Below are 24,392 nucleotides of genomic sequence, written 5' to 3' on the forward strand. Positions count from 1 at the left end.
TTTTTATAGGCTAAATGAATGTTTTTTATGGGTGGGAATAAAGTTATTTCTACCCTAGAGTCCAAGCGTTTTTTTAGCTATGATCTAAACTCACTTAAGAAATTGATGAATTAAATGGAGTGTGACGTGAAACCAGTTCGTCTGGCAATCCTCGGTCTTGGTACTGTGGGTGGTGGTGCCCTTAAACTACTAAAAGAAAATGCTGCTGAGATTAAACGTCGCACCGGTCGTGAAATTGAAATTACCCATGTGGGCACGCGTCGCCCTCGTCCTGATTTAGATCTTCCTGCTTCTGTAAAACAAAGTGCTGATTTATTAGATATTGTTCGTCAACCTGACGTTGATGTTGTGGTTGAAGTCATGGGTGGCATCCACCCTGCCTATGAAGTGATTCGCGAAGCGATTATTCATGGCAAACAAGTGGTGACTGCCAACAAAGCACTTTTAGCTGAACACGGTAATGAATTGTTCAAATTGGCTGATGATCATCACGTACAAATTGCCTATGAAGCAGCTGTTGCTGGTGGTATTCCAATTATTAAAGTCATGCGTGAAGGTTTGGCTGCAAACAAAATTGATTGGCTAGCTGGCATCATCAACGGCACAGGCAACTTCATTTTGACTGAAATGCGTGAAAAAGGTCGTGCCTTTGCCGATGTGCTGAAAGAAGCACAGGAACTCGGTTATGCCGAAGCTGACCCGACTTTTGATGTTGAAGGCATCGACGCAGCTCACAAACTTACATTGCTGGCTTCGATTGCATTTGGTATTCCATTGCAGTTTGACAAGGTGTTCACTGAAGGCATCAGCAAAGTCACAGCACAAGATGTAAAATATGCAGAAGACCTTGGCTTCCGTATTAAGCATCTAGGTATTGCTCGTCGTGCCGCAACAGGAATTGAGCTTCGTGTTCACCCAACATTGATTCCAGAAGAACAACTGATTGCTAATGTTAATGGTGTGAAAAATGCCGTACTAGTACAGGCCAATGCAGTTGGTCCAACGCTGTATTACGGTGCTGGTGCTGGTGCTGGACCAACAGCATCTGCTGTCGTTGCTGACGTTGTTGATATTGTTCGTGACATTTCTTATACCGAAGATGGTTCAGGTACAATTCCGCAATTAGCTTTTGAAAGCTTAAGTGATTTGACCATTCTTCCACGTGAAGAAATGACCACTGGATACTACATCCGCATTAATGCTGAAGATCAAACAGGCGTTCTTGCTGATGTGACGACTATTTTAAGCCGTGCGGGAATCAGTATTGATGCCATCATGCAACAGCCACGCTTAAAAGACCTTATTCCTATCGTGATTCTGACTGATCCAGTTAAAGAATCAAAAATGGATGAAGCCCTTCAACAAATTCAAGCATTGCCCGTCATTCATGGCGAAATTGTACGAATTCGTTTAGAATCGCTTGATAATTAATCGGGTCAAGGGGACACTCTCCCCTTGCCAAGCTCTACACACAATTGGAACATCATCATGTCGAATGCCAATCGTTATACTGGTTTAGTTGACCGCTATCGCGACCGTTTACCAGTGTCTGCCACCACTAAAGCAATCTCTTTAGGCGAAGGTAATACCCCACTGATTAAGCTTGCGAATATTCCGCGCATTATTGGCAAAAATGTTGAAATTTATGTGAAGTACGAGGGCTTAAACCCGACTGGTTCATTTAAAGACCGTGGTATGACCATGGCAGTAACAAAAGCTGCTGAAGAAGGCTCTAAAGCCATTATCTGTGCATCTACTGGTAACACTTCAGCTGCTGCAGCAGCTTATGCTGCACGTGCAGGTATGAAAGCGTTCGTTTTAATCCCTGAAGGCAAAATTGCAATGGGTAAAATGGCGCAAGCGATGATGTATGGTGCGATCACGATGCAAATTCGCGGTAACTTTGACGATGGTATGCGCCTCGTGAAAGAAATTGCAGATAAAGCACCGGTAACGATTGTAAACTCAATTAACCCGTACCGTTTGCAAGGTCAAAAAACCATTGCTTACGAAATCGTGGATGAATTGGGCCGTGCACCAGACTACCACTGCTTACCAGTAGGTAACGCAGGTAACATCACTGCTCACTGGATGGGGTATACCGAAGCAGTTGCGAACCAATCAAAAGAAGAATTTGAGCAAGTGGTTTATGACCCTGCAACTGATGCCTTTACTGGTCCAAAACCTGCTGGCTTGCCGATCATGGCGGGTTACCAAGCTTCTGGTGCTGCACCGTTCTTACGTGGCGCACCAGTTGAAAATCCTGAGACTGTAGCAACTGCAATCCGTATTGGTAATCCACAAAGCTGGAACCACGCAAAAGCTGTTGTACGTGATTCAAAAGGTTGGTTCGATGAACTAACTGATGCTGAAATCTTAGAAGCACAACGTCTACTTTCGATGTACGAAGGTGTATTTGTTGAGCCTGCTTCTGCAGCGTCTGTTGGTGGTGCAATCCGTGATATCAAAGCAGGTAAAATTACTGAAGGTTCTGTGATTGTATGTACTGTGACAGGTAATGGTTTGAAAGACCCTGATACTGCAATCAAACAATGTTCTGATGCAGTAATGCTATCAATTGATGCAACATTGGATCAAGTTCGTGATTCTATTCTTTCAAATATGTAATATTTGATTGAAATAAAAAGCCCTGCAAATGCAGGGCTTTTTATTTGCTTTGTTTCACTACAAGATTTAGACGTTGAGTAAATCCAAATCCTGCTATGAAACTTAAGTCATGTTAGATACGTTTTGGTAGCTGGCTTGCCCAATTCATTAAACGTGTTGCATCACTAGTACGTGCAGCAGAAGAATCTGCTCCCAATAGCACCACAACTGCTGGGCGGTTATTTAAAGTGGTATGCATCACCACACAGCGCCCAGCTTCATTAATAAATCCAGTTTTAGAAATATTGATATTCCAACCACCATTACGCACTAAAGCATTGGTATTATTAGATTTTAATACACGATAACCCAAATTAAAGTCATAACTTGGTGTTGTTGAGAACTGACGAATCAAGCCATATTGAGATGCAGTATTCACTAAAATACCTAAATCACGTGCCGAAGCGACATTGCCAGGATGCAAACCAGTTGATTCCATATAATGTGTCGAGTTCATCCCCAATGACCGTGCTTTCGCATTCATTGCAGAAATAAAGGCAGAACGGCCACCTGGGAAGGTTCTTGCTAATGCAGATGCAGCTGGATTTTCAGACTTCATTAAAGCAAATAACAGTGCTTCTGCACGATTCATGCTGTCACCAGCACGTAAAGTTGAACTCGAACTTTTACAACCAGAGCAAGAAAAATCCGCTTGTTGTAGTGTAATTTTCTCAGACATGTTCAAGCGTGCGTCAGAAATGACAACAGCCGTCATTAATTTGGTAATTGACGCAATTGGAAGTGCCGTATTGCTATTTTTACTGTAAAGCACTTCACCTGTTTGACCATCCATGACCAATGCAGCACGCGCATTAACTGATGGCTGACCAGCATATTGATTAGTATCAACAATACGCACCGTTTTTGAAGGCGCAGATTGTGCTACCACACCGTTACTACTACGGACGGATGTCGTAACTTTTGTTGATCCCTGAGGAGATGGCTCATCAATACTCGAAGACACATCACCATTTAAAAGTTGCTCGGCATCTTCCGAAGACCAACTCAGGCTAGACTGCTGACTTGCAGCATTATTCATGACAATTTCAGCAGAGCTGATGCTGCTCATACCCAATACAATTGACATGCCTAACATGTGCATTAGGAACTTATTTGTTTTCTTCACCATTACTCACTCAACTCAAGATGCTAAACATTTGCGTATTACCCACAATATGCCGTACATTTACCACAATCAAGAACATATTTTGCTCACATATTGTGGATGAAGTTTTTCATTACATATAAGAATAGCATTGCTAATTTTGTCGTTTCATTGCAAGCTTATTTTGCTTTATGTAACAAAAAAACAGTTTTATATTGAAGGGAGAGTATAGGTGATCACAGTTTTAGTGGTGGATGACCACGAATTGGTACGTACCGGTATTTGCCGTATGCTCGAAGACCACACTGAAGTACAAGTCATTGGACAAGCTGAATCTGGTGAAGATGCCATCACTTTGGTGCGTCAACATCATCCGAATGTTGTTCTGTTAGATGTCAACATGCCTGGCATTGGCGGTGTAGAAACCACGCGTCGTTTATTACAAACAGCACCTGAAACCAAAGTCGTTGCGGTGAGCGGCTTAGCGGAAGAACCCTACCCTTCATTATTATTAAAAGCGGGTGCAAAAGGCTATATCACCAAAGGTGCTCCAGTTACTGAGATGGTTCGTGCCATAAATAAAGTAATGCAAGGTGGGAAATACTTTAGTGCCGATATTGCAGAGCAATTGGCTAGTTCATATTTATCCGATACCCAGCAATCCCCTTTTGATGCTTTGTCGGAACGTGAAATGCAAGTGGCGATGATGGTGGTCAACTGTATCAGTGCACAGGAAATTTCAGACAAACTTTTTGTCAGTGTAAAAACCGTCAATACATATCGTTATCGTATTTTTGAAAAACTGAATATTGATAGTGATGTCAAACTCACTCACTTGGCTATCCGCTACGGTTTAATCAAACCTTAATTGCTACTCACACGTACATTCTAATAACACGTAGTTAATTTCATGACAGAGCGTTCAATTCATACTGAATTGAACCAGTATCATTTGGGGCTTTGGTACAGCGCATATCGCTTTATCATCAGTGCTTGTTTGCTGCTGGTTTTTTTACTGACTTACCCTCAGCTCAATGCCGAATATGCCTATCCACGGCTTTATCTTTATGTCTTAACTGCATACTTAGTACTTACTAGTATTCAGTTTATGTCGCTCAAGACCTTAAAAGTCTACATTGCCAATCAACTGCTTATGTTGTTTGTGGTCGATGTCATTTCCTTAAGTCTTTTGACCTTAGCAACAGATGGGCCCAACCTGCACCTTAGCTTGTTATTTGTGATCACCATTTTTGCTGCCTCTTTACTACTAGATGCTAAAAAAGCCCTGATTGTGACCTTAGTTGCCGTGATCTGTGTGGTCTATCAGCTATTTTTAGGTTCAATTCTTGAATTTACGTCACTTAAAAATTTAACCAATAGCGCCATATTGGCCTTTTTATTTTGCGTAGTGTACGGCAGTGCACAAGTCGCTGTTCGCCGCTTCCAGTTGATGGAAAATTTAAATTTTCACAATCTCTCGAATTACATCGCCTGCAAAATATTAACCGCTATATCTTGGAGCAGATTGATACAGGCTATTTAGTCCTCGATGAAAATTGCCATGTGGTATTGAGTAACCCTGCTGCCTGTTACCTACTCGGGATGCCAACCTCATACCACAGCGATAAATATCCGCTTTACACCACACAACCTGACTTATTTGAATTACTTAAATTCGAAGAATTAAAAAGTGGTGAAAAATTTCAATTCCAATCCCAACAAAGCCGTTATCACATTCAAGTCGTAGTACAAAAATTAATTGCACCACATCAAGTTCTAACCTTATTGGTTCTAGAAGATGCACAGAAACTTAACCAACAGGTTCAACAATTAAAACTGGCTGCACTCGGGCAACTTTCTGCCAGTATTGCCCATGAAATCCGCAACCCTTTAGCCGCAATTGTACATGCGAATGATTTATTACCCGGCAGTGATACTGAACAACAAAAAATGCTCAGCGGCATGATTTCACGTCAAACCGTACGAATTGATCGTATTATTCAAGATACGCTAAACATGGTGCGTAACAAAGAAACACATCCAGCAGTACTGAAATTAGAACAATTTATTCCATTATTTATTCAAGAAGATCTATCTGATATTCAAAATCAAATTCGTTTGAATATCCAGCCTGAACTCAGTATTCGATTTGATGAAGCCCAGCTTCGCCAAATCTTAATTAATTTAGTGCGTAATGCCATTCGGCATAATGATCCAACACACCCTTATATTGAAATCAATAGACTTCCTTCATAAATCATTTTTCAATCAATTTAATTGTTTATCTTTCACCCAATCTAAATTGTATATGCCAGCAAGTAAATTAAACCGCAGGTTTAATCTTTTACGACGATTTCTATATACACAAGATAAAATCTTAAAACATTTCATCCTTCCAAATACATGCTCTACTTGAATTCGTCTACGACCAATCTCTCTATTTAACTTTTTTAATTCAGAATCTAGTTTTTCAGTTTTCTTTGCTTTAGATGGCATGAGGCATCCAAAACCCAATTTCTTTATCCCTAAATACCCCTTATCAACGATAAAAAAGGGCTTAAATTTTAATTTCCTCATGCTTTTTTTAAATATTTGAAAATCATGCATGCTTCCATGACTTCCACATACACTCAGTATTTCACCTGTTGTATAGTGCATAGATAATTGAAATTTAAAGGTATGTCGCTTTTTTTTACCGCTATACCATTTCTTCTGTTTTTTTTGGACGTTGAACTAATATTTCAGTTGCATCAATCACAACAACTTCCCAATCCACTTCATCTCGATTAGGAAGTTGTTTTGGCAAGTTAAATTTTCCAGAACGGATTAAGGTATCTTCAATAACACGTGTGATACGAATTGCACTCGTTTCAGATACACCGTAACTCATACCAAGATGGAAAAATGTTCGATATTCTCTCCAATATTCTATACATAAGAGCAAACGATCTTCCAACGGTAATTTATGCGGTCGTCCTTTACCAATATGACGAGGTAACTGCTTATTTAGCTCGGCCAACATGAGGTTAAATGTAGCCCAACTAACACCGGTAAGCCTACGAAACTTAACGTCTGATAATTTTTGAATATCTTTGAATTTCATCCAAGGATTATCTCTTGAATTAAATAATTTTGCTGATTAATTTAAGATCAAATAAATTGTACGTTTTTTGATTTATGACGGAAGTCTAATGTACGTTCCGAACTCAAAAAAGTACAAATTGATGTCCGTGATTTTGGTCAAGGCGTGGCAACACAAGACCAAGCACAACTGTTTCAACCATTTTTTAGTACCGAAATTACTGGAACTGGTTTAGGATTATATTTGGCACATAGCTTCTGTGAAGCGAACCAAGCGCAGCTTTCCTATGTAGAACAAAAACAGGGAGCGTGTTTTAGGATTGTCAGTCAACAAGCTGTTCTTTAATTTTTTTGGGGTGAAATGTGGATTCTCAACCACTGGTATTATTAGTCGATGATGAGGAAGATTTATGTACCCTCATGCAAATGTCATTGTCACGGATGGGAGTCAATACACATATTGCTCATCGCATTGAAGATGCAAAAAAAGCACTATCTAACCATGTGTATGATGCCTGTTTAACTGACCTTAACCTTCCCGATGGCAATGGGCTGCAGCTTTTGGATTGGATCAATGAACACTGTCCAAACCTGCCCGTTGCAGTACTGACTGCCTATGGCAACATGGAAATTGCCATTGCAGCGTTAAAGGCAGGCGCATTTGACTTTGTCAGTAAACCAGTCAATACCAAACATTTAGAACAATTGTTGCAAAAAGCACTCAATAAACCGGTTAATTCTAATCAACCGCAACAAGACAGTCTTGAACATAAAATGTTGATTGGGCAGTCTTTACCCATTCAACAACTACGTACCACGCTTAAAAAATTAGCTCGTTCACAAGCACCAGTATTTATTACCGGTGAATCAGGTACAGGCAAAGAAGTGGTAGCGAATCTAGTACATCGTCTCAGTAATCGTAATGAAGGACCATTTATTGCCATTAACTGTGGTGCAATTCCATCTGAATTAATGGAAAGTGAACTTTTTGGACATAAAAAAGGCAGCTTTAGTGGTGCGATCCAAGACAAACAAGGTCTGATCCAATCTGCTCATGGCGGTAGCTTATTTTTAGATGAAATTGCCGAATTGCCTTTGTCCATGCAGGTCAAATTATTGCGTGCTGTACAAGAAAAGCGGATTCGCCCTGTAGGTTCAGACTGTGAAATCGATGTGGATTTCCGTGTGATCAGTGCCAGTCATCAAGACCTAGATGCTTTAGTGCAACAAGGCCGCTTCCGTCAGGATCTATATTTCCGCATTCATGTCATGGATTTAGCCCTACCCGCACTTAGAGAACGTGGTGATGACATTTTATTATTGGCAAAATATTTTATTCAAAAAATTAGCAATGAATGGGAAATTGCAGCAAAAGCCTTAACCCCTCGCGCTCAGCATTTTTTATTGAGTCAATATTATCCAGGTAATGTTCGTGAACTGCGCAATATTATTGAACGCGCCATGACTTTATGTGATGACGAGCAGATTGATTTACAACATTTGCAGAGTGCACCATTACGCCATCCTAACAGTGCCTTAAATACCTCGGCCCTAAATAACCCTGAGTCCAATGTATCATCACAAGGTTCAGCGGATATCACAGCCTTGCCTAAAAAATTACCAGAAGAAGGCTTAGAGCTTTATTTGGAAAATATTGAGAAAGACATATTACTCAATGCGCTGAATTTAACCCATTGGAATCGTACTTTGGCAGCAAAAAAACTGGGAATGTCATTTCGCTCTTTACGTTACCGCTTGAAAAAATTTGGTTTGGATACCGAAGATGAAGAATAAGCCTCGGCTTATTCTTTTTTATTTTTGGGTTAATAATAAATCTGCAACATGCTCGACATAATTGTCGTCACGCGCGTCATGTTGTAGTGGGTAATTAAAATCAGGCTGTACGCCAATACCCTCAATCATTTTGCCATTAGGCGTTAAATATTGAGAGACGGTCATTTGCAGCGCTGCACCGTTATTTAGTGGAAAAAGTTTTTGTACCACACCTTTGCCATAACTTTTTTCACCCGCCACCCAAGCACGTTTATGCTCTTTCATTGCCGCAGTAAATACTTCAGCCGCTGATGCAGAACGGTTATTAATTAAAATCCCTACTTTTAAATTTTGAAACTCAAAACTCGGGAGTGCCTGAAACTCTTGGTCACCTTCCGAACGACTTCTAGTCGAAACAATAATGCCTTGGTTTAAAAATAAATCGGCACTTTCTACAGCTGCAGAAAGCAAACCACCAGGGTTATTTCTTAAATCAAACAATACTGCTTTTACACGCGGCCCATGACTTTCAATCAAGCGTTTAATCTCATTGGCGGTGTCTTGCTGAAAAACATGCACACTCAACACCAAAACTTGATTACTCAAGAGTTTGGATTCGATATCCGTTTCAATTTTGGTATTACGCACAATATTCAGTGGCTGATTCAAAGTGAGTAATTGCAAATTTAAAGTCGAGCCAATTGCACCGGCGAGCAAATGTCGAACTTGATCTTGATTAAGTTTTTTGAGTTCTTGATCATCTATTTTAAATACAGCTAAGCCATTTTTTAGCCCTTGCTTCGCAGAGTCAGCATCAGCTTTTAAATTATAAATGACCCACTGTTGTAAGGGATTATCGTAGCGCAAACTAAAATCTACACTCGCCAAATCACCTTCGGTATATTGCAATAGTTGTTTATAGTCTTCAGCAGAAAGATAACGCGAATAACGGTCTAGCCCTCCCACCAAGCCCTGTATGGCTTGCTGAAATAAAGCATCGTCATTTTTTTCAACTAAATAATTTTCTTTAACCACGCCATAAATTTGCACAAACTGTTGAATCGATTCAACAGGTACTTCGGCATAGCTTTGTTCATAACTTCCATCAAACTCATCGAAAGTCGACTTTGCTTTGTCGGCTCCCCATGCGAAATGACTTGAGCACAGCAGTAGTGCTGTAGCGCTTACAATAGACGTCCAATGTGCTCTAGCCATTCCCAATCCTTTGCTAATTAAGCATCCAGTGTAATTAAATTGCGACCTTGCATTTCTGCAGGGACAGGAACATTCATCAACGTTAATAGCGTTGGTGCAACGTCTGCTAATACACCGCCTTCTGCAATCGTTGCTGAAGTAGGACCAACATAAATGAACGGAACAAGTTCAGTAGTATGTTGAGTATGCACCTGACCACTTTGGTAATCTTGCATTTGTTCAACATTACCGTGATCGGCTGTAACCAACATGTGACCTTTATTTGCCATCACCGCTTCGTATACTCGACCTAAGCACGTATCCACCGCTTCAACCGCCTTAACTGCAGCATCAAACACACCTGTATGGCCGACCATATCACCATTAGCAAAGTTCACAACCAATAGATCAAATTCACCTGAGTTAATTGCTGCAACCAACTCATCCGTCACTTCATAAGCACTCATTTCCGGTTTTAGGTCATAAGTTGCAACACTTGGTGATGGAATTAAAATACGTTTTTCACCCGGATATTCATCTTCACGACCACCACTGAAGAAAAATGTCACATGTGCATATTTTTCAGTTTCAGCAATACGTAATTGTGTTTTACCCAAGTTAGATAGATATTCACCAATTGAGTTGTGTAATTCTTCTGGCATGTATGCCACAGGCGCATCAATCGTTGCTTGATAACGTGTCAACATCACAAATTTAGACAAGTTTGGAACAACTTTACGCTCAAAGCCCGCAAAGTCTTTTTCCACAAAAGCTTTGGTAATTTCGCGTGCACGGTCAGCGCGGAAATTCATGAAGACAACACTGTCGCCATCTTGAATTTTTGCAAGTTCACCAATACGTGTTGCGGTTACAAATTCATCTTTCTCATCTGCTGCATAAGCCAACTCTAAACCTTCAACAGCAGTTTGTGCTGTACGTGCAGCTTCGCCTTCAGTCAGTAGACGATACGCTTGTTCTACACGGTCCCAACGATTGTCACGGTCCATTGCAAAGTAGCGACCAATCATTGTCGCAATACGACCTTGACCTGGATATTGCGCAAATAATGCATCTAATTTTTCTAATGAAGGCTGAGCACTTTTTGGTGGTGTATCACGACCATCAAGGAAAGCATGTAGATAAACTTTCGCGCCACGTTTCAAAGCAAGCTCAGCCATAGCGACGATATGATCTTCATGTGAATGAACACCGCCTTCAGACAATAAGCCCATGATATGCACTGCACCATTGGCAGCTTTGGCTTTTTCAACAGCATCGACTAATACTTCTTGTTCAAAGAAAGCACCTGTACGAATGTCTTTGGTAATACGAGTGAAGTCTTGATACAGTACACGACCTGCGCCAAGGTTCATGTGGCCTACTTCTGAGTTACCCATTTGTCCATCTGGAAGACCAACGTCTTCACCAGAACCTGAGATTAATCCATGCGGATGTTTTTCTTGCATTGCTGTTAAGTTTGGTCGCTTCGCTGCTAAAAAAGCATTATCTTCGACCGCTTCGCGATGACCCACACCATCCATAATTACCAATACGTGTGGGATTTTGCCAGCAGTTGCATCCGTCATAATGAATACTCTTTCGTTTATAAATTAATCATCATATCTTACCGAACTTTCGGTGAAGACTCTATGTTGCGACCATAGTTAATCTTGGTCAGCAGCATTGTTTTACCCAATGTTGTGCCGACTTAGCGGGCACGATGCAGCAGATAACCACCTACTGCAAACATGAGAATAATCGGTACAAAAACGAACCATGCTGGAGATGGCGAATACACCAAACTTGCATAGCCGAGGAAATCTTGAAGGTAGAAGAAGCCAAGCCCAGCAAACAATGCAATGACCAGGCGAAAACCCATCGATTGTTGACGTAATGGCCCAAAAATAAATGAACAGGCAATCACCACCAAGGCAATCAATGCAAATGGTGAACCGAATTTTTGCCAAAAGGCCAATTGGTAGGTTTTAGGCACTTGGCTGTACTCGTTCATATAGCTCATGAAGCTGACCAATTGACTAGGAGACAAATCTTCAGGATCGATCGTCACCATATGTACATATTTCGGCTGTAAAGCCAAAGATAAAGGCTGCTCTGCATTTTGTTTTGTTACTGCATCACCCGTATTTAGCATATCCATTTGAATTGCATTTTGCAGTGTCCAAGCCCCATCTTTAATGAAGTTCCCCTGATCTGCATCCAAGGTCCCACGTAGACGATAGTTATCATCAAAATCGACCACTTGTACATCTTTGATCTGACCTTGCGAATTAGCATAATCAATGTAAATAAAACGCTGCCCTTCACGAGACCAATAGCCTTTTACCTCACCCAATTCAGCCGCAGTGCGATGACTCTTGACACTTTTTGCTTGCTCATTGGTATGTGGAATAACCCACTCACTTAAAGCAAAAGACAGTACCACCAGAATTAACGCTGAGCGAATCACCCAACCTACAATACGCCACAGACTAATGCCCACAGAACGCATGACAATCAATTCACTGTTAGACGCTAAAGTTCCTAGACCTAAAACCGCACCAATCAAAGCGGATATGGGTAATATTTCATATAAATAATTTGGTGAGTTCCACAACACATATTGCAAAGCATTCCATGCATTGTAGCCTTCTTTCAATGAGCCCAATTCACCTAAATAGGTAAATAGCACCTGTAAACCAGCCAAGACTGCTGTCGCACCTAACATGGCTAAAGCAGTGGTTTTGGTCACATGTTTTGCAACTATACGACGTGCCAACATTGTTAAGACCTCACTCGCTGAATTTGTTTCTTAATCTTGGGTGCCAACTTTTGTTTACGCGAAAACAGTGCTGCCGCGATTGCATAAATCACCAAAACAAGTGGATAAGCAGCAATACCCATTTCATCTTTACTGATACGAGTTTTAATCGCCATTAAAGCCACAATTAGGCTGGCGAAGATCAATAAAGCTGGGAATAATTTTAAGTAACGGCCTTGACGCGGGCTCACTTCAGACAATGCCGTTGCCAACATCAATGCCACAATAATGGTAAACGGTACAAAGATACGCCAACCCAATTCACTTGCAACGACAGGGTCATGGCGATTTTCCCAAAGTTTAGTCGTCGCTAATGCTTCAACTTCAGTACTTTCAAATTTCGCTTCTTTATCATTTTCTAAACGTAAACGATAACTTTGAAATTCTGCTTGTGTATAACGTGGTTGACCTGGATAGATTTCATAACGACGTCCTTCAACCAAATCCACCACATTAGCATTATCATCCGGTACTTCAACACGCGTAGCTTCTTTCGCCAAGATAATCACATCTGGCTTACCATCTTTTTCTGCGCGTTGATAGAAGAAAATATCTTTGAGATTTTTACGATCTTCAGATAAATCACCTGCATAGATGGTATAGGGGCCAGAAGAAATAAACTCTTTGGGACGTACGAGGTCAAAGCCTGTACGGACTGCTTGCGAAGTAGTCAACGCTTCGTATTGACGGATGCCCCATGGTGATGCCCATAACATTAAGAAGGCTTGAACCGCCATAAATACCACAGCCATCGGCACCAATAAACGTGCTAATCGATTGCGACTCACACCACTACTATTCAATACTGCCATTTCATGGTCAACGTACAAACGACCAAACACCAGCATCAAACCAATAAAGAAACCCAATGGAAGAATCAAAGTTAAGAATTCAGGCAAACGATAACCAATGATGCTAAATAAAATACTTGCATCTAAGCGACCCTGAGCCGCAACCCCAAAGTACTTGATCAAACGGCCACCCATCATGATCAAGGTCAGTAAGGAAATCACGACGAGTGATGTTGACACCACTTGCTTGACCAGATAACGCCGAATAATCAATTCAATTCTTCCAAAAATAGGGCAAATAAAAACTAGCGATAGTTTACCCGAATGTTAAAAATATAAAACCTATACCCTTGTTACGCATTGAAACTCTATTCAGATAAATGTTTCAATGGTTTAATGGTTTATAAATTTAAAAAGGCATGAATACCGCACATGAAACTTGCTATAAATACATCTGTCCAACCGAATGCTGCCAGCCAATATTTGTTGATTTTAGTAGATTCTGAGCACGTTCAAAATGCAGCAACTACTTATCAAATCAATGATTTAGATAGCCATATTGAAGCAACACAATTTAAAGCTGCTTTAAATGAAAGTTTAGCACTGGTCGGTAGCGTTGCCGCTTGTCGTAATAGTGCACTTTTGGGTCTAGGCAAAGTATCTGAATTACAAGTAAATAAACTTGCAAAAATTGCACAAACCATTATTAAAGCATCACAAAAAAAATTCCAGCATATTAGTGTAGACATCTCTGCATTACCGCAAGAGCAACATTACTTGTTTGCACTCAGCTTAACTCAAGCTGCATATGCCTTTGATGAATACAAATCAAAGAAAAATGAATTTGCTTTAACACAAATTGATTTAATTGCCGCTAAAACATCACTCAGCACAGCACAGTTAGATTTAATTGAAGCAGTTCAATTAGGTCAAAGCTATACACGTGATCTAGGTAACCGTCCGGGCAATATTTGTTTCCCTGAATATCTAGCTGAACAAGCTCTAGCATTGGCAGCAGAGTTCCCAGAGCAACTAAAAGTGACCGTACTTGATGAACAGCAAATGGCTGACTTAGGTATGGGTGCATTCCTTGCTGTCAGCAAAGGTTCAGACCGTCCAGGCCGCATTATCACTATTGAATATTTATCGAACCGCGAAGAAGCACCAGTTGTATTGGTTGGTAAAGGTGTAACTTTTGATACAGGCGGTATTTCATTAAAACCAGGCGCTGGCATGGACGAAATGAAATACGACATGTGTGGTTCAGCATCTGTGTTGGGTACCATTCGCGCACTCTGTGAAGCAAAATTACCGATTCATGTTGTCGGTGCAATTGCTGCTGCCGAAAACATGCCTTCAGGTCATGCAACACGTCCGGGTGATATTGTAACTACGATGAGCGGTCAAACGGTTGAAATTCTAAATACTGATGCCGAAGGTCGTTTAGTGCTGTGTGACACGTTGACTTATGTTAAACGTTTTAACCCTGCCCTCGTTATTGATATTGCAACCTTAACAGGTGCATGCGTGGTAGCGCTTGGATCAGTGCTGACAGGGATGTTCACACCAGATGATGAACTTGCTGCAGAGTTAACTGCTGCCGGTCAACACAGTTTTGACCGTGTATGGCGCATGCCTGTGATTGAAGATTACCAAGAACAATTGGACTCTCCATTTGCAGATATCGCAAACATTGGTGGTCCTAAAGCAGGCTCAGTAACTGCTGCATGTTTCTTACAGCGCTTCACACGTGAATACCGTTGGGCGCATTTAGATATTGCCGGTACAGCATGGAATTCAGGTGCAAATAAAGGCGCAACGGGTCGTCCAGTACCCTTATTGATGCAATTCTTAGCGAATCGTGCACAAGCGAATGGCTAGAGTTAGCTTTTATTTATTTGAAAAAAGTCCTGAACGACAAGTCGAAAGTGCTTGTCGTTTATGCCGTAAGATTCTGCGTCAACCTGAACGTATTTGGTTGTACTGTGCTGATGCAGACTTGCAGCAACAATTAGATGAACGCCTGTGGAGTTTTGATCCCACAGGCTTCATTCCACATGGTATCGACCAAGTTGATGCAACCGTGTGTATATCCGCGCAGCTGCCTGAACAATCGGATTGGATTGTGTTTAATTTTAACGATCAAGCACTTGAACAGTTCGCAAGTTTTAGTCACATTATCGAAATTATTGAAAATAACGAAGCTGCCAAAATCATTGGCCGTGAAAAGTATAAGCATTATCGAAAATTAGGCGTGCAACCAAACACCCATAAACTTTAATTCGAAATGCGATACCGCTAGAACAAGGAGATGCACCATGGCATTAAATGTAGGTCCCGAATTTAAACAGCGTTGGTTAAATGTGCCTGAAGCTGTACGCCAGACCTTTATTGATGACCTCGGTCGCATTTGCGATGTGTTGAATCCCAGCACAGATATTCAACAGTGGTTGACGCACGATCAACAGCAGCAGAAAGTTTCATTTGAAAAAATTGAAACTGCTTATGCAGACCTGAAAGCACAATTGATTGAAGATGCTCGCATTCGTAAACAATTGGCCTTAGAAAAAGCATTGGAAGAAAAACGTGCGGCTGAACAGGCTTATGCAGAACAACTGAAACGTGATGAAGAAGTTCGTTTCGCTGCACAAACCCAAGCCTTGGCCATGATGCAAGTCAATTTAGATCGTGACGTACAGCACTATGCTTCGCGCTACCACAAAAACCCTGAAACAGGTTTAGCCGGTTTATCACAACACCTTTCTGTGAGCGAAGGACAAATCCTGTCTGAACTCGAAAGTGTACGGGTGCGTTTAGAACTCGAAGCTGAAACGCAGATTGAACAAGCCGTGCGCGACTTCCGTGAAAAATTAAAAGTCGCTGCCCAAGAAGAAATTGAATATATCTTAGAAAATTCAAGTTTTTCTACACAAAGCACTGAATAAGTGAACTCCATATTTTCAGTCCTTGACTAAGCTGTCATCAAATTGACATCTTTCTGCAACATGATGTTCATATCCCTGAAGCGGGCATCGACTTTGGGGAACAAAATAATCATGCATCCAGACGGGACTGAAACATGGACATTATCCAACAGATTAATCAGAAGATATCCGCTTTAGCTGTAGGCGAAACTTGGAAGATTAGTGCTAAAGATTTATGGCTGAGTCATTCAGATTTTCACAGTATTTCCGTGTACTTAAGTCGTGAATCTGAAAAAGGTCAATTTTCTATCAATCTACCAGTTCAAACAGCACTCACCCATCCACTTGATATCGTGACTGTGACCAAACACTAATAACTACGCAATAAAAAAAGCCCTACTTGGGCTTTTTTTATTTATTAACTTTAATTTAGACCAAATCAGCAACTGCAGACACAGTATGACCTAAGAAAAATCCAATTCCTAAGAGTAATCCAATCCAGATAAAACCGCCCAATACGTTATAAAACATAAAACTTGCTAAGTTCATATGCGCTGAACCTGCTGCAAACGGTGCAAATGAACGAACAAAAGGAACAAAGCGCGCCACTAAAATGGTCTTTCCGCCATGCTTCATAAAATATTTATTGGTTTTCACCATATATTCAGGCTTAAAGTAGCGCGTATGCTTATTAAAATATTTAATGCCCAACACGCTACCCGTATAGTAATTCACGCTATAACCGAGTACCGATGCAACAAATAGCATAATGCCCATGGTGTGCAAATGAATGACATCGGTGGTTGAACACAATGCACCAATCGCAAGAAGTAGACTATCTCCCGGCAGAAAAAACATGAACACTGAACCTGTTTCAGCGAATATCACTAGGAATAAAATGGCATAGATCCACACACCATAATTTTCCAGCAACAATGGCAACCACTGCTCTAGATTCAGCAAAAAATCAATCATTGTCACCTGTCTGATTATTCATCGTATTTTAAATACCGCGACACATTATCACCAAAAATAAAAAAACAGTCTAATTTTTCAATCAGACTGTTTGGTTTTCGTTTCTTTCATCTTATTTTAAGAAACCATTTTGGGCCAAGAAATCCATACTAATTTTTGACTGTTGTGTGGTTTCAGCTGCTTTGTCACCCATCAATAAACGTTCAATATAACGAGCTAAAACATCCACTTCTAAGTTCACTTTAGTTCCAGCTTTCCACGTAGCAATATTGGTTCGGTGTGCCGTATGTGGAATCAAATTCAAGCTCAACACATTGCCACGTAAGTGATTGATGGTCAGGCTAATGCCATCCACAGTCACTGAACCTTTTTCTGCAAGATAACGTGCAATTTCTGCCGGTGCTGTGACTTCAAAATAAATCGAGCGTGCATCTGAACGAACAATAGTAATTTCACCAACTGCATCGACATGACCACTGACAATGTGACCGCCGAAACGCGTGGTCGGTAACATGGCTTTTTCCACATTGACCGACTGCCCTGCTTTCCAATGTTCAAGCGTGGTTCGATTTAAGCTTTCACGAGATACATCTGCAGCATACCAGTTACTACCAAAATCAATGACCGTTAGACAGATACCATTGGTGGCAATTGAATCACCCAAATGTACATCAGACATATCAAGATCTGTTTGAATTCGCAGGCGAACATCACCGCCTACATTTTGAATGCTTTCAACCTTGCCTAAACTTTCGATAATGCCTGTAAACATATTCAATCCCTGATTAAAATGGGCGGTGTTTTTTTACCACAAATCAAGCTGCGTACTCACGCCTGAGGTATCTACACCACCTAATTCTGCAAAATGGTGAAGTTGACTCAACAACTGACGAATAGGTGGGCCTGATTTTGCGTGCGTATCAGTAATCACAATAAATTCGAGTACGCGTGCACGCTCAGACTGACGTTGTTTACTCACGCGATAACGCGGCACATCTTGCGTCAATAAACTCACACGACCACGTTTAAGGTTGGCTTGTAACAAATCAGTCGCGCTGATATTACCATCGGTTGAATAGCTGGTCAGAATATAACGTGCGTTAATGGTTTCTAATAATTTTTCATACGCTTCTTTGGCATGCTTTGAAGAATTATAAGGGCTAGGACGTTCTTTACGCCATGCACGGTCAATCCCGCTCTTAAAGCCTTTGGTATCAGGGGTTGGAAGATCGACCTGATCCCATAAGGTTAAAGCATTTAAAACATGATAATTACTGCTGTACGCATGTTGGTTATACGGTGGATCAAGATAGGCCACATCGACTTCAAAGCCACTCATTTGATTCGCTAAGTGCTGTGCATCGACACACCACATTTCTGCTGCTGGGCGTTTTGGATCGCCAATTTCACAAAAGCGACTCGGCGTTAACCACAATAATGAGCCAATCCGATCCAACGCGGCTTGGGTCTTCCCCCCCCAGCCATGGTGAAAGCTTTTAAATACACCACTAGTGTTACTGACAAAACTGGCTGAATATAGCAATGGAGCCAACAAAGCACTCATTTCTACATCATCAATAGCACCTTGCGCCTGCCATGTGGCAATTTGCTGACGAATGGCATCAATACGCATGCCATTACGACGTTTGAAGAACAAACGGTCACGTGCCGGATCATAAATCTCGTCATTACGTGGACACAAATTATGCGTCACCCAACCTTTGACTTCGGGTAAACGGTTCAAATAATCAATGGCTTTTTGATAGCCACCCAATTCTTTAAACGCAGGTGCTTCAGTACATGAGAGAATCGCACTGTTTAAAGCATGGCTATACGGTTCCCAGTCATTGGCAATCACACGATAACCATTTTGGCGGGCTAAACGTGAAACAACACCGGAACCAGCAAAAAAGTCGGCGAAAATAGGGGCACGACCATCTTCACGTTTTAAAGTTCCCGTTTGCTCAAGTGCTTCTAAAATCAGGTGTAACAGACGACGCTTGTTTCCCAAATAAGGAACCAATTGATGGAAAAGATATTCGTCGGTGGTACGAGCCGCATGACGACGTTTGTGATAAACCGTAGACTCTGGATTCATAGCGTCTCTTGAGAAGGGATTAACCTTAAGCGAATGTCGTCACCCAATTGAGTAACGTCTTTCAACTTAAATCGAAGCTGCTCTGCCATGCGGTTAAAATCCGCAGTAAACATTGCACGAGCTGACCGACCCAAAAGCGTCGGTGCAACATAACTGATCATTTCATCGACCAATTGTTCTTGTAAGAAAGCGGTGGATAAAGTCGCACCTGCTTCCACCATCACATCATAAATTTGATGCTGCTGAACTAATATTTTTAACAGTTCTACTAATGGTTGTATTTCAAATTGTACCACGCCTAAATCGGCAAGTTCCTGACGAAATGGCCCCATGACCATAACACTTTCAGGCTGTTCCAACATTTTTGCTGTGAGTGGCAAACGACCTTGACGGTCGAGAACGATTCTTTTCGGCTGAACAATTGTGCTTAAATCATCTATACCATCTAGCTGGCGCACATTGAGTTGGCAATCATCAGCCAAAACCGTTTCAATACCGGTGATGACAGTACCTGAAATTGCACGCCAATGCTGAACGTCTTGACGCGCCAATTCACCGGTAATCCATTTCGACTCACCGGATGCCATTGCAGTACGGCCATCCAAACTTGAAGCAACTTTAAGACGCACATGAGGCATACTTGTAGCCATTGCCTTGAGGAAGCCCAAATTTAATTGATGTGCTTCTGCTTCGCAAACCCCTGTGATGACTTCAATTCCTGCATCACGCAGAATTTGTACACCTTTGCCTGCCACCAATGGATTCGGATCTGGACAGGCAACCACCACTTGCGCTACCCCAGCTTCCACCAAGCCTTTGGCACAAGGCGGTGTCCGGCCATAATGGGCACACGGCTCTAAAGTCACATACGCTGTTGCACCACGTGCAGCTTCGCCTGCATCACGCATTGCAAAGACTTCAGCATGTGGTTGACCAGCTTTGGGATGAAACCCTTCTCCCACATGCTGTCCATCTTTGACAATGACACAGCCTACATTGGGATTCGGGCGGGTTGAATACTGACCTTGATATGCAAGCTGAATCGCACGTCGCATCCAAAATTCATGCTGCTCTCGCACTAGATTTGACTCAGACATGACTTCACTCTTTATTCATACAAGGATTAGACAGCTTAGTGTTCACGCTGTTGCATCTGTTCGATTTGACGACGAAATGCTTCAACATCTTGGAAATCTTGATAAACCGAAGCAAAACGTACATAAGCGACATGATCTAAAGCAAACAAAGATTGCATGACAATTTCACCAATGGTACGAGACTTTACATCGCGTTCACCCAAACGACGAATCTGTAATTGAATATCGCTGAGTACCGTTTCGATTTGTTCTTGTGTCACTGGACGCTTTTGCAAAGCATGCATCAAGGAACGACGAAGTTTTGCCTCATCAAACGGTTCACTTTTTGAATCCGACTTAATCACACGAGGCATGACCACTTCATAACTTTCAAAAGTGGTAAAACGTTCACCGCAACTAATACATTCACGGCGGCGGCGAATCTGACAGCCTTCAGCAGCAAGGCGAGAATCAATCACTTTACTGTCTTCAGCGTTGCAAAATGGACAATGCATAGCGGTTAAATTGAACAAATTCGAATGGATTTAGAGTGTAGCAAAAATTTTTAATTTTGTAGAGCTTTACGCTAGATATGGAAAAAAAACAGCCCTTTCGGGCTGTTTTACACAATATATTGATTATTGCTTATTATTCTACACGTTCGCCATGTTGGCTTAAGTCAAGACCCATACGTTCGTCATCAGCTTCAACACGGATGCCAATCACCAGATCAATCACTTTCAAGATAATGAATGTCATCACTGCTGAGTAAGCAATAGTCGCTAGTACACCTTCGACTTGAACCCATAATTGATGCATTAAGTTACTCGGTGCATTGTCACCCATGATGAATTCGCTGGCAAAGAATGCTGTAAGGATCGCACCCACGATACCACCGACACCATGTAGACCAAACGCATCCAAAGAGTCATCCGCTTTCAAGGCACGTTTCAGCGCAGTAATACCCCAGAAGCAAACCACACCACCAATCAGACCCATCGCTAAAGCGCCGCCAACTGTTACGAAACCTGCCGCAGGTGTAATCACCACAAGACCTGCTACTGCACCAGAAGCACCGCCCAAGACAGACGCTTTACCACGAACCACTTTTTCAGTAATTAACCATGCCACTGCTGCTGCTGCTGCTGCAACTTGTGTTACCACCAATGCATAACCAGCGGAACCATTTGCACCTAGTGCAGAACCACCGTTGAAACCGAACCAACCTACCCATACAAGGCTTGCACCGATGACAGTTAGCGTTAGATTATGTGGTGCCATAGATTCACGGCCAAGCCCCATACGTTTACCAAGCATGTACGCTGCAACGAGACCCGCAACACCTGAGTTGATGTGAACAACCGTACCACCCGCAAAATCAAGCGCACCGTCGTTACCTAACCAACCACCGCCCCATACCCAGTGGGTAATTGGTGCATAAACCACGACACTCCAAATTGCGATGAACGCAACGAAAGCACCGAATTTCATACGTTCTGCAATCGAACCGCTAATAATGGCAACGGTAATGATGGCAAATGTCATTTGGAAAATAACAAAAAGAATCTCTGGAATCGTACCGGACAAGGCTTCTGTGGTGATACCCGACAACATAAATTTGTCTAAGCTACCGATAAAGGCATTACCTTCACCAAATGCTAAGGTATAACCCACAATCACCCACGTTAAGCTCACGACACCTGCCGCAACGAAACTGTGTGCCATGGTGCTGAGTACATTTTTCTTACGGACCATACCGCCGTAAAATAATGCTAAACCGGGAATTGTCATGAGTAAAACAAGTGCAGTGGACACTAAAATCCATGCTGTATCACCTGTATCGAGCTTAGGCTCTTCTTCTGCAGGTGCTGGCGCTGCTTCAACTGGAACTGCAGCTTCTGTTGTATTTACAGTATCAACTACTGTGACTTCTTCTGTAGGTGCTGTTGCGCTTTCTTCAGCCCACGCAACAGAACCACCTAAAAGTGCACTGGACAAGCCGAGTGCAATTAGCATCTTTTTCATTCGTATCCCCCGACCTGATTTTCTGAGTTATTAGCTACTTAGCAAACTTCATGCCAATTTTTTAAACGGCATCTGCACCTGTTTCACCAGTACGGATACGGATGACTTGTTCCAGATTGCTTACAAAAATTTTACCGTCGCCAATTTTTCCTGTGCTTGCAACACGAGTAATTGATTCAATTACGGTATCGACCATTTCATCACTGATTGCGATTTCGATTTTTACTTTTGGTAAGAAATCAACCACATATTCAGCACCACGATAAAGTTCAGTGTGACCTTTCTGGCGACCGAAGCCTTTAACTTCAGTGACAGTGATCCCTTGAACACCATTTTCAGAGAGTGCTTCACGCACGTCATCTAATTTAAAAGGTTTTACAATTGCAGTTACGAGCTTCATGTTTTGTTTTCCTTCGGCTTATTTCACCTGTAAGGTTTTATGTTCAATTTTCATGCCAATATGACTACAGTCGGGGGAAAATAGTCAGCCCAGCATGAGATTTCTTTATAACCTATTTTATACGGATATTCTTGCGTATGGTCATAAAAATAGACGTTTTTACTAGAAGATTTACGATATTACTTATCGATTAAACCCATATTTTAATCAAAGGACTAGGGAGTCTATGGCGGCAATGCTAAACTGCTGGCACCGATTCACCTGTATGGTCAAACATTATGATTGAAACCTTATTACAAGCGATATTAGAACAAGTCGATCAACCCAAAAAAGATTTAGAAAACAATCTGCGAGCCTTATTAAACGAAGCTGTCAGCAAAATGGATTTGGTTTCTAAAGATGAAATTGACCGTCAACGCACTGCACTGAATAATGCCAATTTACGTTTAAATGAATTACTCAAACACGTCGAAGCACTCGAACTAACAATTCAGAACAAAAAATAAGCACCTTTTTAGTGCAACAAAAGACGCATAACGATTAAAAATAATGCACCATAACGGAACAATAAGATGTCTTTTGCAAAAATCTATACTCGGGGTCTGCTCGGATTAAATGCACCCCAAATTGAAGTTGAAGTTCACGTCAGTCAAGGACTCCCTTCACTGACTATTGTGGGTTTACCCGAAGCAGCTGTACGTGAAAGTAAAGACCGAGTACGCTCTGCTATTATCAACAGTGGCTTTCAATTTCCAACCAAACGCCTCACAATCAACTTAGCTCCTGCGGACTTACCCAAAGATGGCTCTCGCTTAGATTTGCCCATCGCCTTGGGAATTTTGATTGCCTCAGGACAACTCCCTGAAAATGCTGCGGACGGCTTCGAATTTATAGGTGAGCTGGCACTTGATGGTTTTTTACGCCCAATTCATGGCATTTTAAGCATCGCCATTGCCTGCCAACATGCAGCACATCACCTTGTACTTCCTGCTCAAAATGCAGATGAAGCCGCTCAACTACCAGATTTCCAAGTCTTTCCCGCACAGCATTTAAAACAAGTTTGTGATCATTTAAACCAAGCTTTACCTTTATCAGCACATCAAACATCGAATATGCATCCACAGTATCACTCTGGTTTAGATTTAAGTGATGTAAAAGGACAACTGCGTCCAAGACGTGCATTAGAAATAGCGGCAGCGGGTGGTCACTCTATCCTGTTTCGTGGCCCACCAGGCACAGGCAAAACGCTTTTGGCTTCACGTTTGGCCAGCATCTTACCTCCACTCAATACGCAAGAAAATTTAGAAGTTGCGAGTATCTATTCTATTTCAGGTGCTAGGGCAGAGTAAAACTTGAAGTGCGACATAAACCACCTAATTAATTTAAAGGGTTTATGGAGTATATAAAATTGTCATACCATCATCTTAACTTTGAAGATCGTACTGCATTAATGCTTGAGTCAAGA

General features: G+C 41.6%; 22 protein-coding genes and 4 pseudogenes. 12 read left to right on the plus strand and 14 right to left on the minus strand.

The features are described from left to right. Window positions 1-126: 126 nt before the first annotated feature. Together FTT84_RS01795 and thrC are read left to right on the plus strand one after the other, a co-directional pair. Window positions 127-1,431 (plus strand): homoserine dehydrogenase, encoded by a 1,305-nt coding sequence (locus tag FTT84_RS01795; RefSeq protein ID WP_067763268.1) that lies wholly within the window; start codon window positions 127-129, stop codon window positions 1,429-1,431. 57 nt (window positions 1,432-1,488) lie between these two features. Further along, on the plus strand, window positions 1,489-2,628 hold the full coding sequence (thrC, locus tag FTT84_RS01800) for a threonine synthase (RefSeq protein WP_180056187.1): 1,140 nt from the start codon (window positions 1,489-1,491) through the stop codon (window positions 2,626-2,628). Window positions 2,629-2,740: 112 nt separating this feature from the next. Here thrC and FTT84_RS01805 read toward each other — a convergent pair whose 3' ends face one another. Next, complete coding sequence (locus tag FTT84_RS01805; protein WP_167348720.1) at window positions 2,741-3,793, minus strand: serine hydrolase; 1,053 nt, start codon at window positions 3,791-3,793, stop codon at window positions 2,741-2,743. Between the two features lie 211 nt (window positions 3,794-4,004). On the opposite strand from FTT84_RS01805, the gene FTT84_RS01810 reads away from it, so the two are divergent. Continuing rightward, window positions 4,005-4,640: a response regulator gene (locus tag FTT84_RS01810; RefSeq protein WP_067763139.1), complete on the plus strand. Its 636-nt coding sequence runs from the start codon at window positions 4,005-4,007 to the stop codon at window positions 4,638-4,640. A 42-nt stretch (window positions 4,641-4,682) separates the two neighbouring features. Continuing rightward, a pseudogene (locus FTT84_RS01815) lies at window positions 4,683-6,022 on the plus strand (histidine kinase dimerization/phospho-acceptor domain-containing protein); the annotation flags it as partial. 18 nt (window positions 6,023-6,040) lie between these two features. On the opposite strand, the pseudogene FTT84_RS01820 reads toward FTT84_RS01815, so the two are convergent. Beyond that, window positions 6,041-6,433: pseudogene (locus tag FTT84_RS01820) on the minus strand (transposase family protein); the annotation flags it as partial. Between the two features lie 37 nt (window positions 6,434-6,470). Continuing rightward, window positions 6,471-6,875 carry a transposase family protein gene (locus FTT84_RS01825; protein ID WP_159515935.1) on the minus strand — a complete coding sequence of 135 codons (405 nt, stop codon included), beginning with the start codon at window positions 6,873-6,875 and terminating at the stop codon, window positions 6,471-6,473. Window positions 6,876-6,983: 108 nt separating this feature from the next. Between FTT84_RS01825 and FTT84_RS01830 the strand changes: the two are divergent. Continuing rightward, window positions 6,984-7,199, plus strand: a pseudogene (locus FTT84_RS01830) (ATP-binding protein); the annotation flags it as partial. A 17-nt stretch (window positions 7,200-7,216) separates the two neighbouring features. Further along, complete coding sequence (locus tag FTT84_RS01835; protein WP_067763143.1) at window positions 7,217-8,647, plus strand: sigma-54 dependent transcriptional regulator; 1,431 nt, start codon at window positions 7,217-7,219, stop codon at window positions 8,645-8,647. A gap of 18 nt (window positions 8,648-8,665) precedes the next feature. On the opposite strand, the gene FTT84_RS01840 is transcribed toward FTT84_RS01835, so the two are convergent. The 4 genes from FTT84_RS01840 to lptF form a co-directional block, all read right to left on the minus strand. Continuing rightward, window positions 8,666-9,841 (minus strand): S41 family peptidase, encoded by a 1,176-nt coding sequence (locus FTT84_RS01840; protein ID WP_180057616.1) that lies wholly within the window; start codon window positions 9,839-9,841, stop codon window positions 8,666-8,668. A 17-nt stretch (window positions 9,842-9,858) separates the two neighbouring features. Beyond that, window positions 9,859-11,406 carry a 2,3-bisphosphoglycerate-independent phosphoglycerate mutase gene (gpmI, locus tag FTT84_RS01845; protein ID WP_180057619.1) on the minus strand — a complete coding sequence of 516 codons (1,548 nt, stop codon included), beginning with the start codon at window positions 11,404-11,406 and terminating at the stop codon, window positions 9,859-9,861. A gap of 122 nt (window positions 11,407-11,528) precedes the next feature. Then, a complete protein-coding gene (gene lptG / locus FTT84_RS01850; protein WP_180057622.1) occupies window positions 11,529-12,599 on the minus strand; it encodes an LPS export ABC transporter permease LptG in 1,071 nt (356 codons plus the stop codon). A gap of 2 nt (window positions 12,600-12,601) precedes the next feature. Further along, window positions 12,602-13,702, minus strand: a complete 1,101-nt coding sequence (gene lptF, locus FTT84_RS01855; RefSeq protein WP_067763151.1) for an LPS export ABC transporter permease LptF — start codon at window positions 13,700-13,702, stop codon at window positions 12,602-12,604. 159 nt (window positions 13,703-13,861) lie between these two features. Here lptF and FTT84_RS01860 point away from each other — a divergent pair, with 159 nt between their 5' ends. The 4 genes from FTT84_RS01860 (at window position 13,862) to FTT84_RS01875 (ending at window position 16,727) form a co-directional block, all read left to right on the plus strand. Continuing rightward, window positions 13,862-15,310, plus strand: a complete 1,449-nt coding sequence (locus FTT84_RS01860; protein WP_180057625.1) for a leucyl aminopeptidase — start codon at window positions 13,862-13,864, stop codon at window positions 15,308-15,310. Next, window positions 15,303-15,710, plus strand: coding sequence for a DNA polymerase III subunit chi (locus FTT84_RS01865; protein ID WP_180057628.1), 408 nt, complete (start codon window positions 15,303-15,305; stop codon window positions 15,708-15,710). The genes FTT84_RS01860 and FTT84_RS01865 overlap by 8 nt, the downstream gene beginning before the upstream one ends. A 37-nt stretch (window positions 15,711-15,747) precedes the next feature. Beyond that, on the plus strand, window positions 15,748-16,374 hold the full coding sequence (locus FTT84_RS01870; protein ID WP_180057631.1) for a hypothetical protein: 627 nt from the start codon (window positions 15,748-15,750) through the stop codon (window positions 16,372-16,374). A 134-nt stretch (window positions 16,375-16,508) separates the two neighbouring features. Further along, window positions 16,509-16,727, plus strand: a complete 219-nt coding sequence (locus FTT84_RS01875; protein WP_180057634.1) for a hypothetical protein — start codon at window positions 16,509-16,511, stop codon at window positions 16,725-16,727. Between the two features lie 55 nt (window positions 16,728-16,782). Here FTT84_RS01875 and FTT84_RS01880 read toward each other — a convergent pair whose 3' ends face one another. The 7 genes from FTT84_RS01880 to glnK all read right to left on the minus strand — a co-directional run bounded on the left by FTT84_RS01880 (window position 16,783) and on the right by glnK (window position 22,927). Beyond that, window positions 16,783-17,328 carry a VTT domain-containing protein gene (locus tag FTT84_RS01880; RefSeq protein WP_067763161.1) on the minus strand — a complete coding sequence of 182 codons (546 nt, stop codon included), beginning with the start codon at window positions 17,326-17,328 and terminating at the stop codon, window positions 16,783-16,785. Window positions 17,329-17,440: 112 nt separating this feature from the next. Beyond that, window positions 17,441-18,100, minus strand: coding sequence for a riboflavin synthase (locus FTT84_RS01885; RefSeq protein ID WP_180057637.1), 660 nt, complete (start codon window positions 18,098-18,100; stop codon window positions 17,441-17,443). A 33-nt stretch (window positions 18,101-18,133) separates the two neighbouring features. After that, window positions 18,134-19,426, minus strand: coding sequence for a DNA adenine methylase (locus FTT84_RS01890; protein ID WP_067763166.1), 1,293 nt, complete (start codon window positions 19,424-19,426; stop codon window positions 18,134-18,136). Further along, window positions 19,423-20,523: a bifunctional diaminohydroxyphosphoribosylaminopyrimidine deaminase/5-amino-6-(5-phosphoribosylamino)uracil reductase RibD gene (gene ribD / locus FTT84_RS01895; RefSeq protein ID WP_180057640.1), complete on the minus strand. Its 1,101-nt coding sequence runs from the start codon at window positions 20,521-20,523 to the stop codon at window positions 19,423-19,425. The genes FTT84_RS01890 and ribD overlap by 4 nt, the downstream gene beginning before the upstream one ends. A gap of 35 nt (window positions 20,524-20,558) precedes the next feature. Next, on the minus strand, window positions 20,559-21,017 hold the full coding sequence (gene nrdR, locus FTT84_RS01900; RefSeq protein ID WP_067763170.1) for a transcriptional regulator NrdR: 459 nt from the start codon (window positions 21,015-21,017) through the stop codon (window positions 20,559-20,561). 133 nt (window positions 21,018-21,150) lie between these two features. After that, window positions 21,151-22,527 (minus strand): ammonium transporter, encoded by a 1,377-nt coding sequence (locus tag FTT84_RS01905; protein ID WP_180057643.1) that lies wholly within the window; start codon window positions 22,525-22,527, stop codon window positions 21,151-21,153. Between the two features lie 61 nt (window positions 22,528-22,588). Beyond that, on the minus strand, window positions 22,589-22,927 hold the full coding sequence (gene glnK / locus FTT84_RS01910; protein ID WP_067763174.1) for a P-II family nitrogen regulator: 339 nt from the start codon (window positions 22,925-22,927) through the stop codon (window positions 22,589-22,591). Window positions 22,928-23,205: 278 nt separating this feature from the next. On the opposite strand from glnK, the gene FTT84_RS01915 reads away from it, so the two are divergent. Continuing rightward, complete coding sequence (locus tag FTT84_RS01915) at window positions 23,206-23,433, plus strand: accessory factor UbiK family protein (RefSeq protein ID WP_067763176.1); 228 nt, start codon at window positions 23,206-23,208, stop codon at window positions 23,431-23,433. A 66-nt stretch (window positions 23,434-23,499) separates the two neighbouring features. After that, a pseudogene (locus FTT84_RS01920) lies at window positions 23,500-24,258 on the plus strand (YifB family Mg chelatase-like AAA ATPase); the annotation flags it as partial. Window positions 24,259-24,392: the final 134 nt, after the last annotated feature.

It is taken from the genome of Acinetobacter sp. YH01019 (genome assembly GCF_013420285.1).
Classification (GTDB): Bacteria; Pseudomonadota; Gammaproteobacteria; order Pseudomonadales; family Moraxellaceae; genus Acinetobacter; species Acinetobacter gandensis.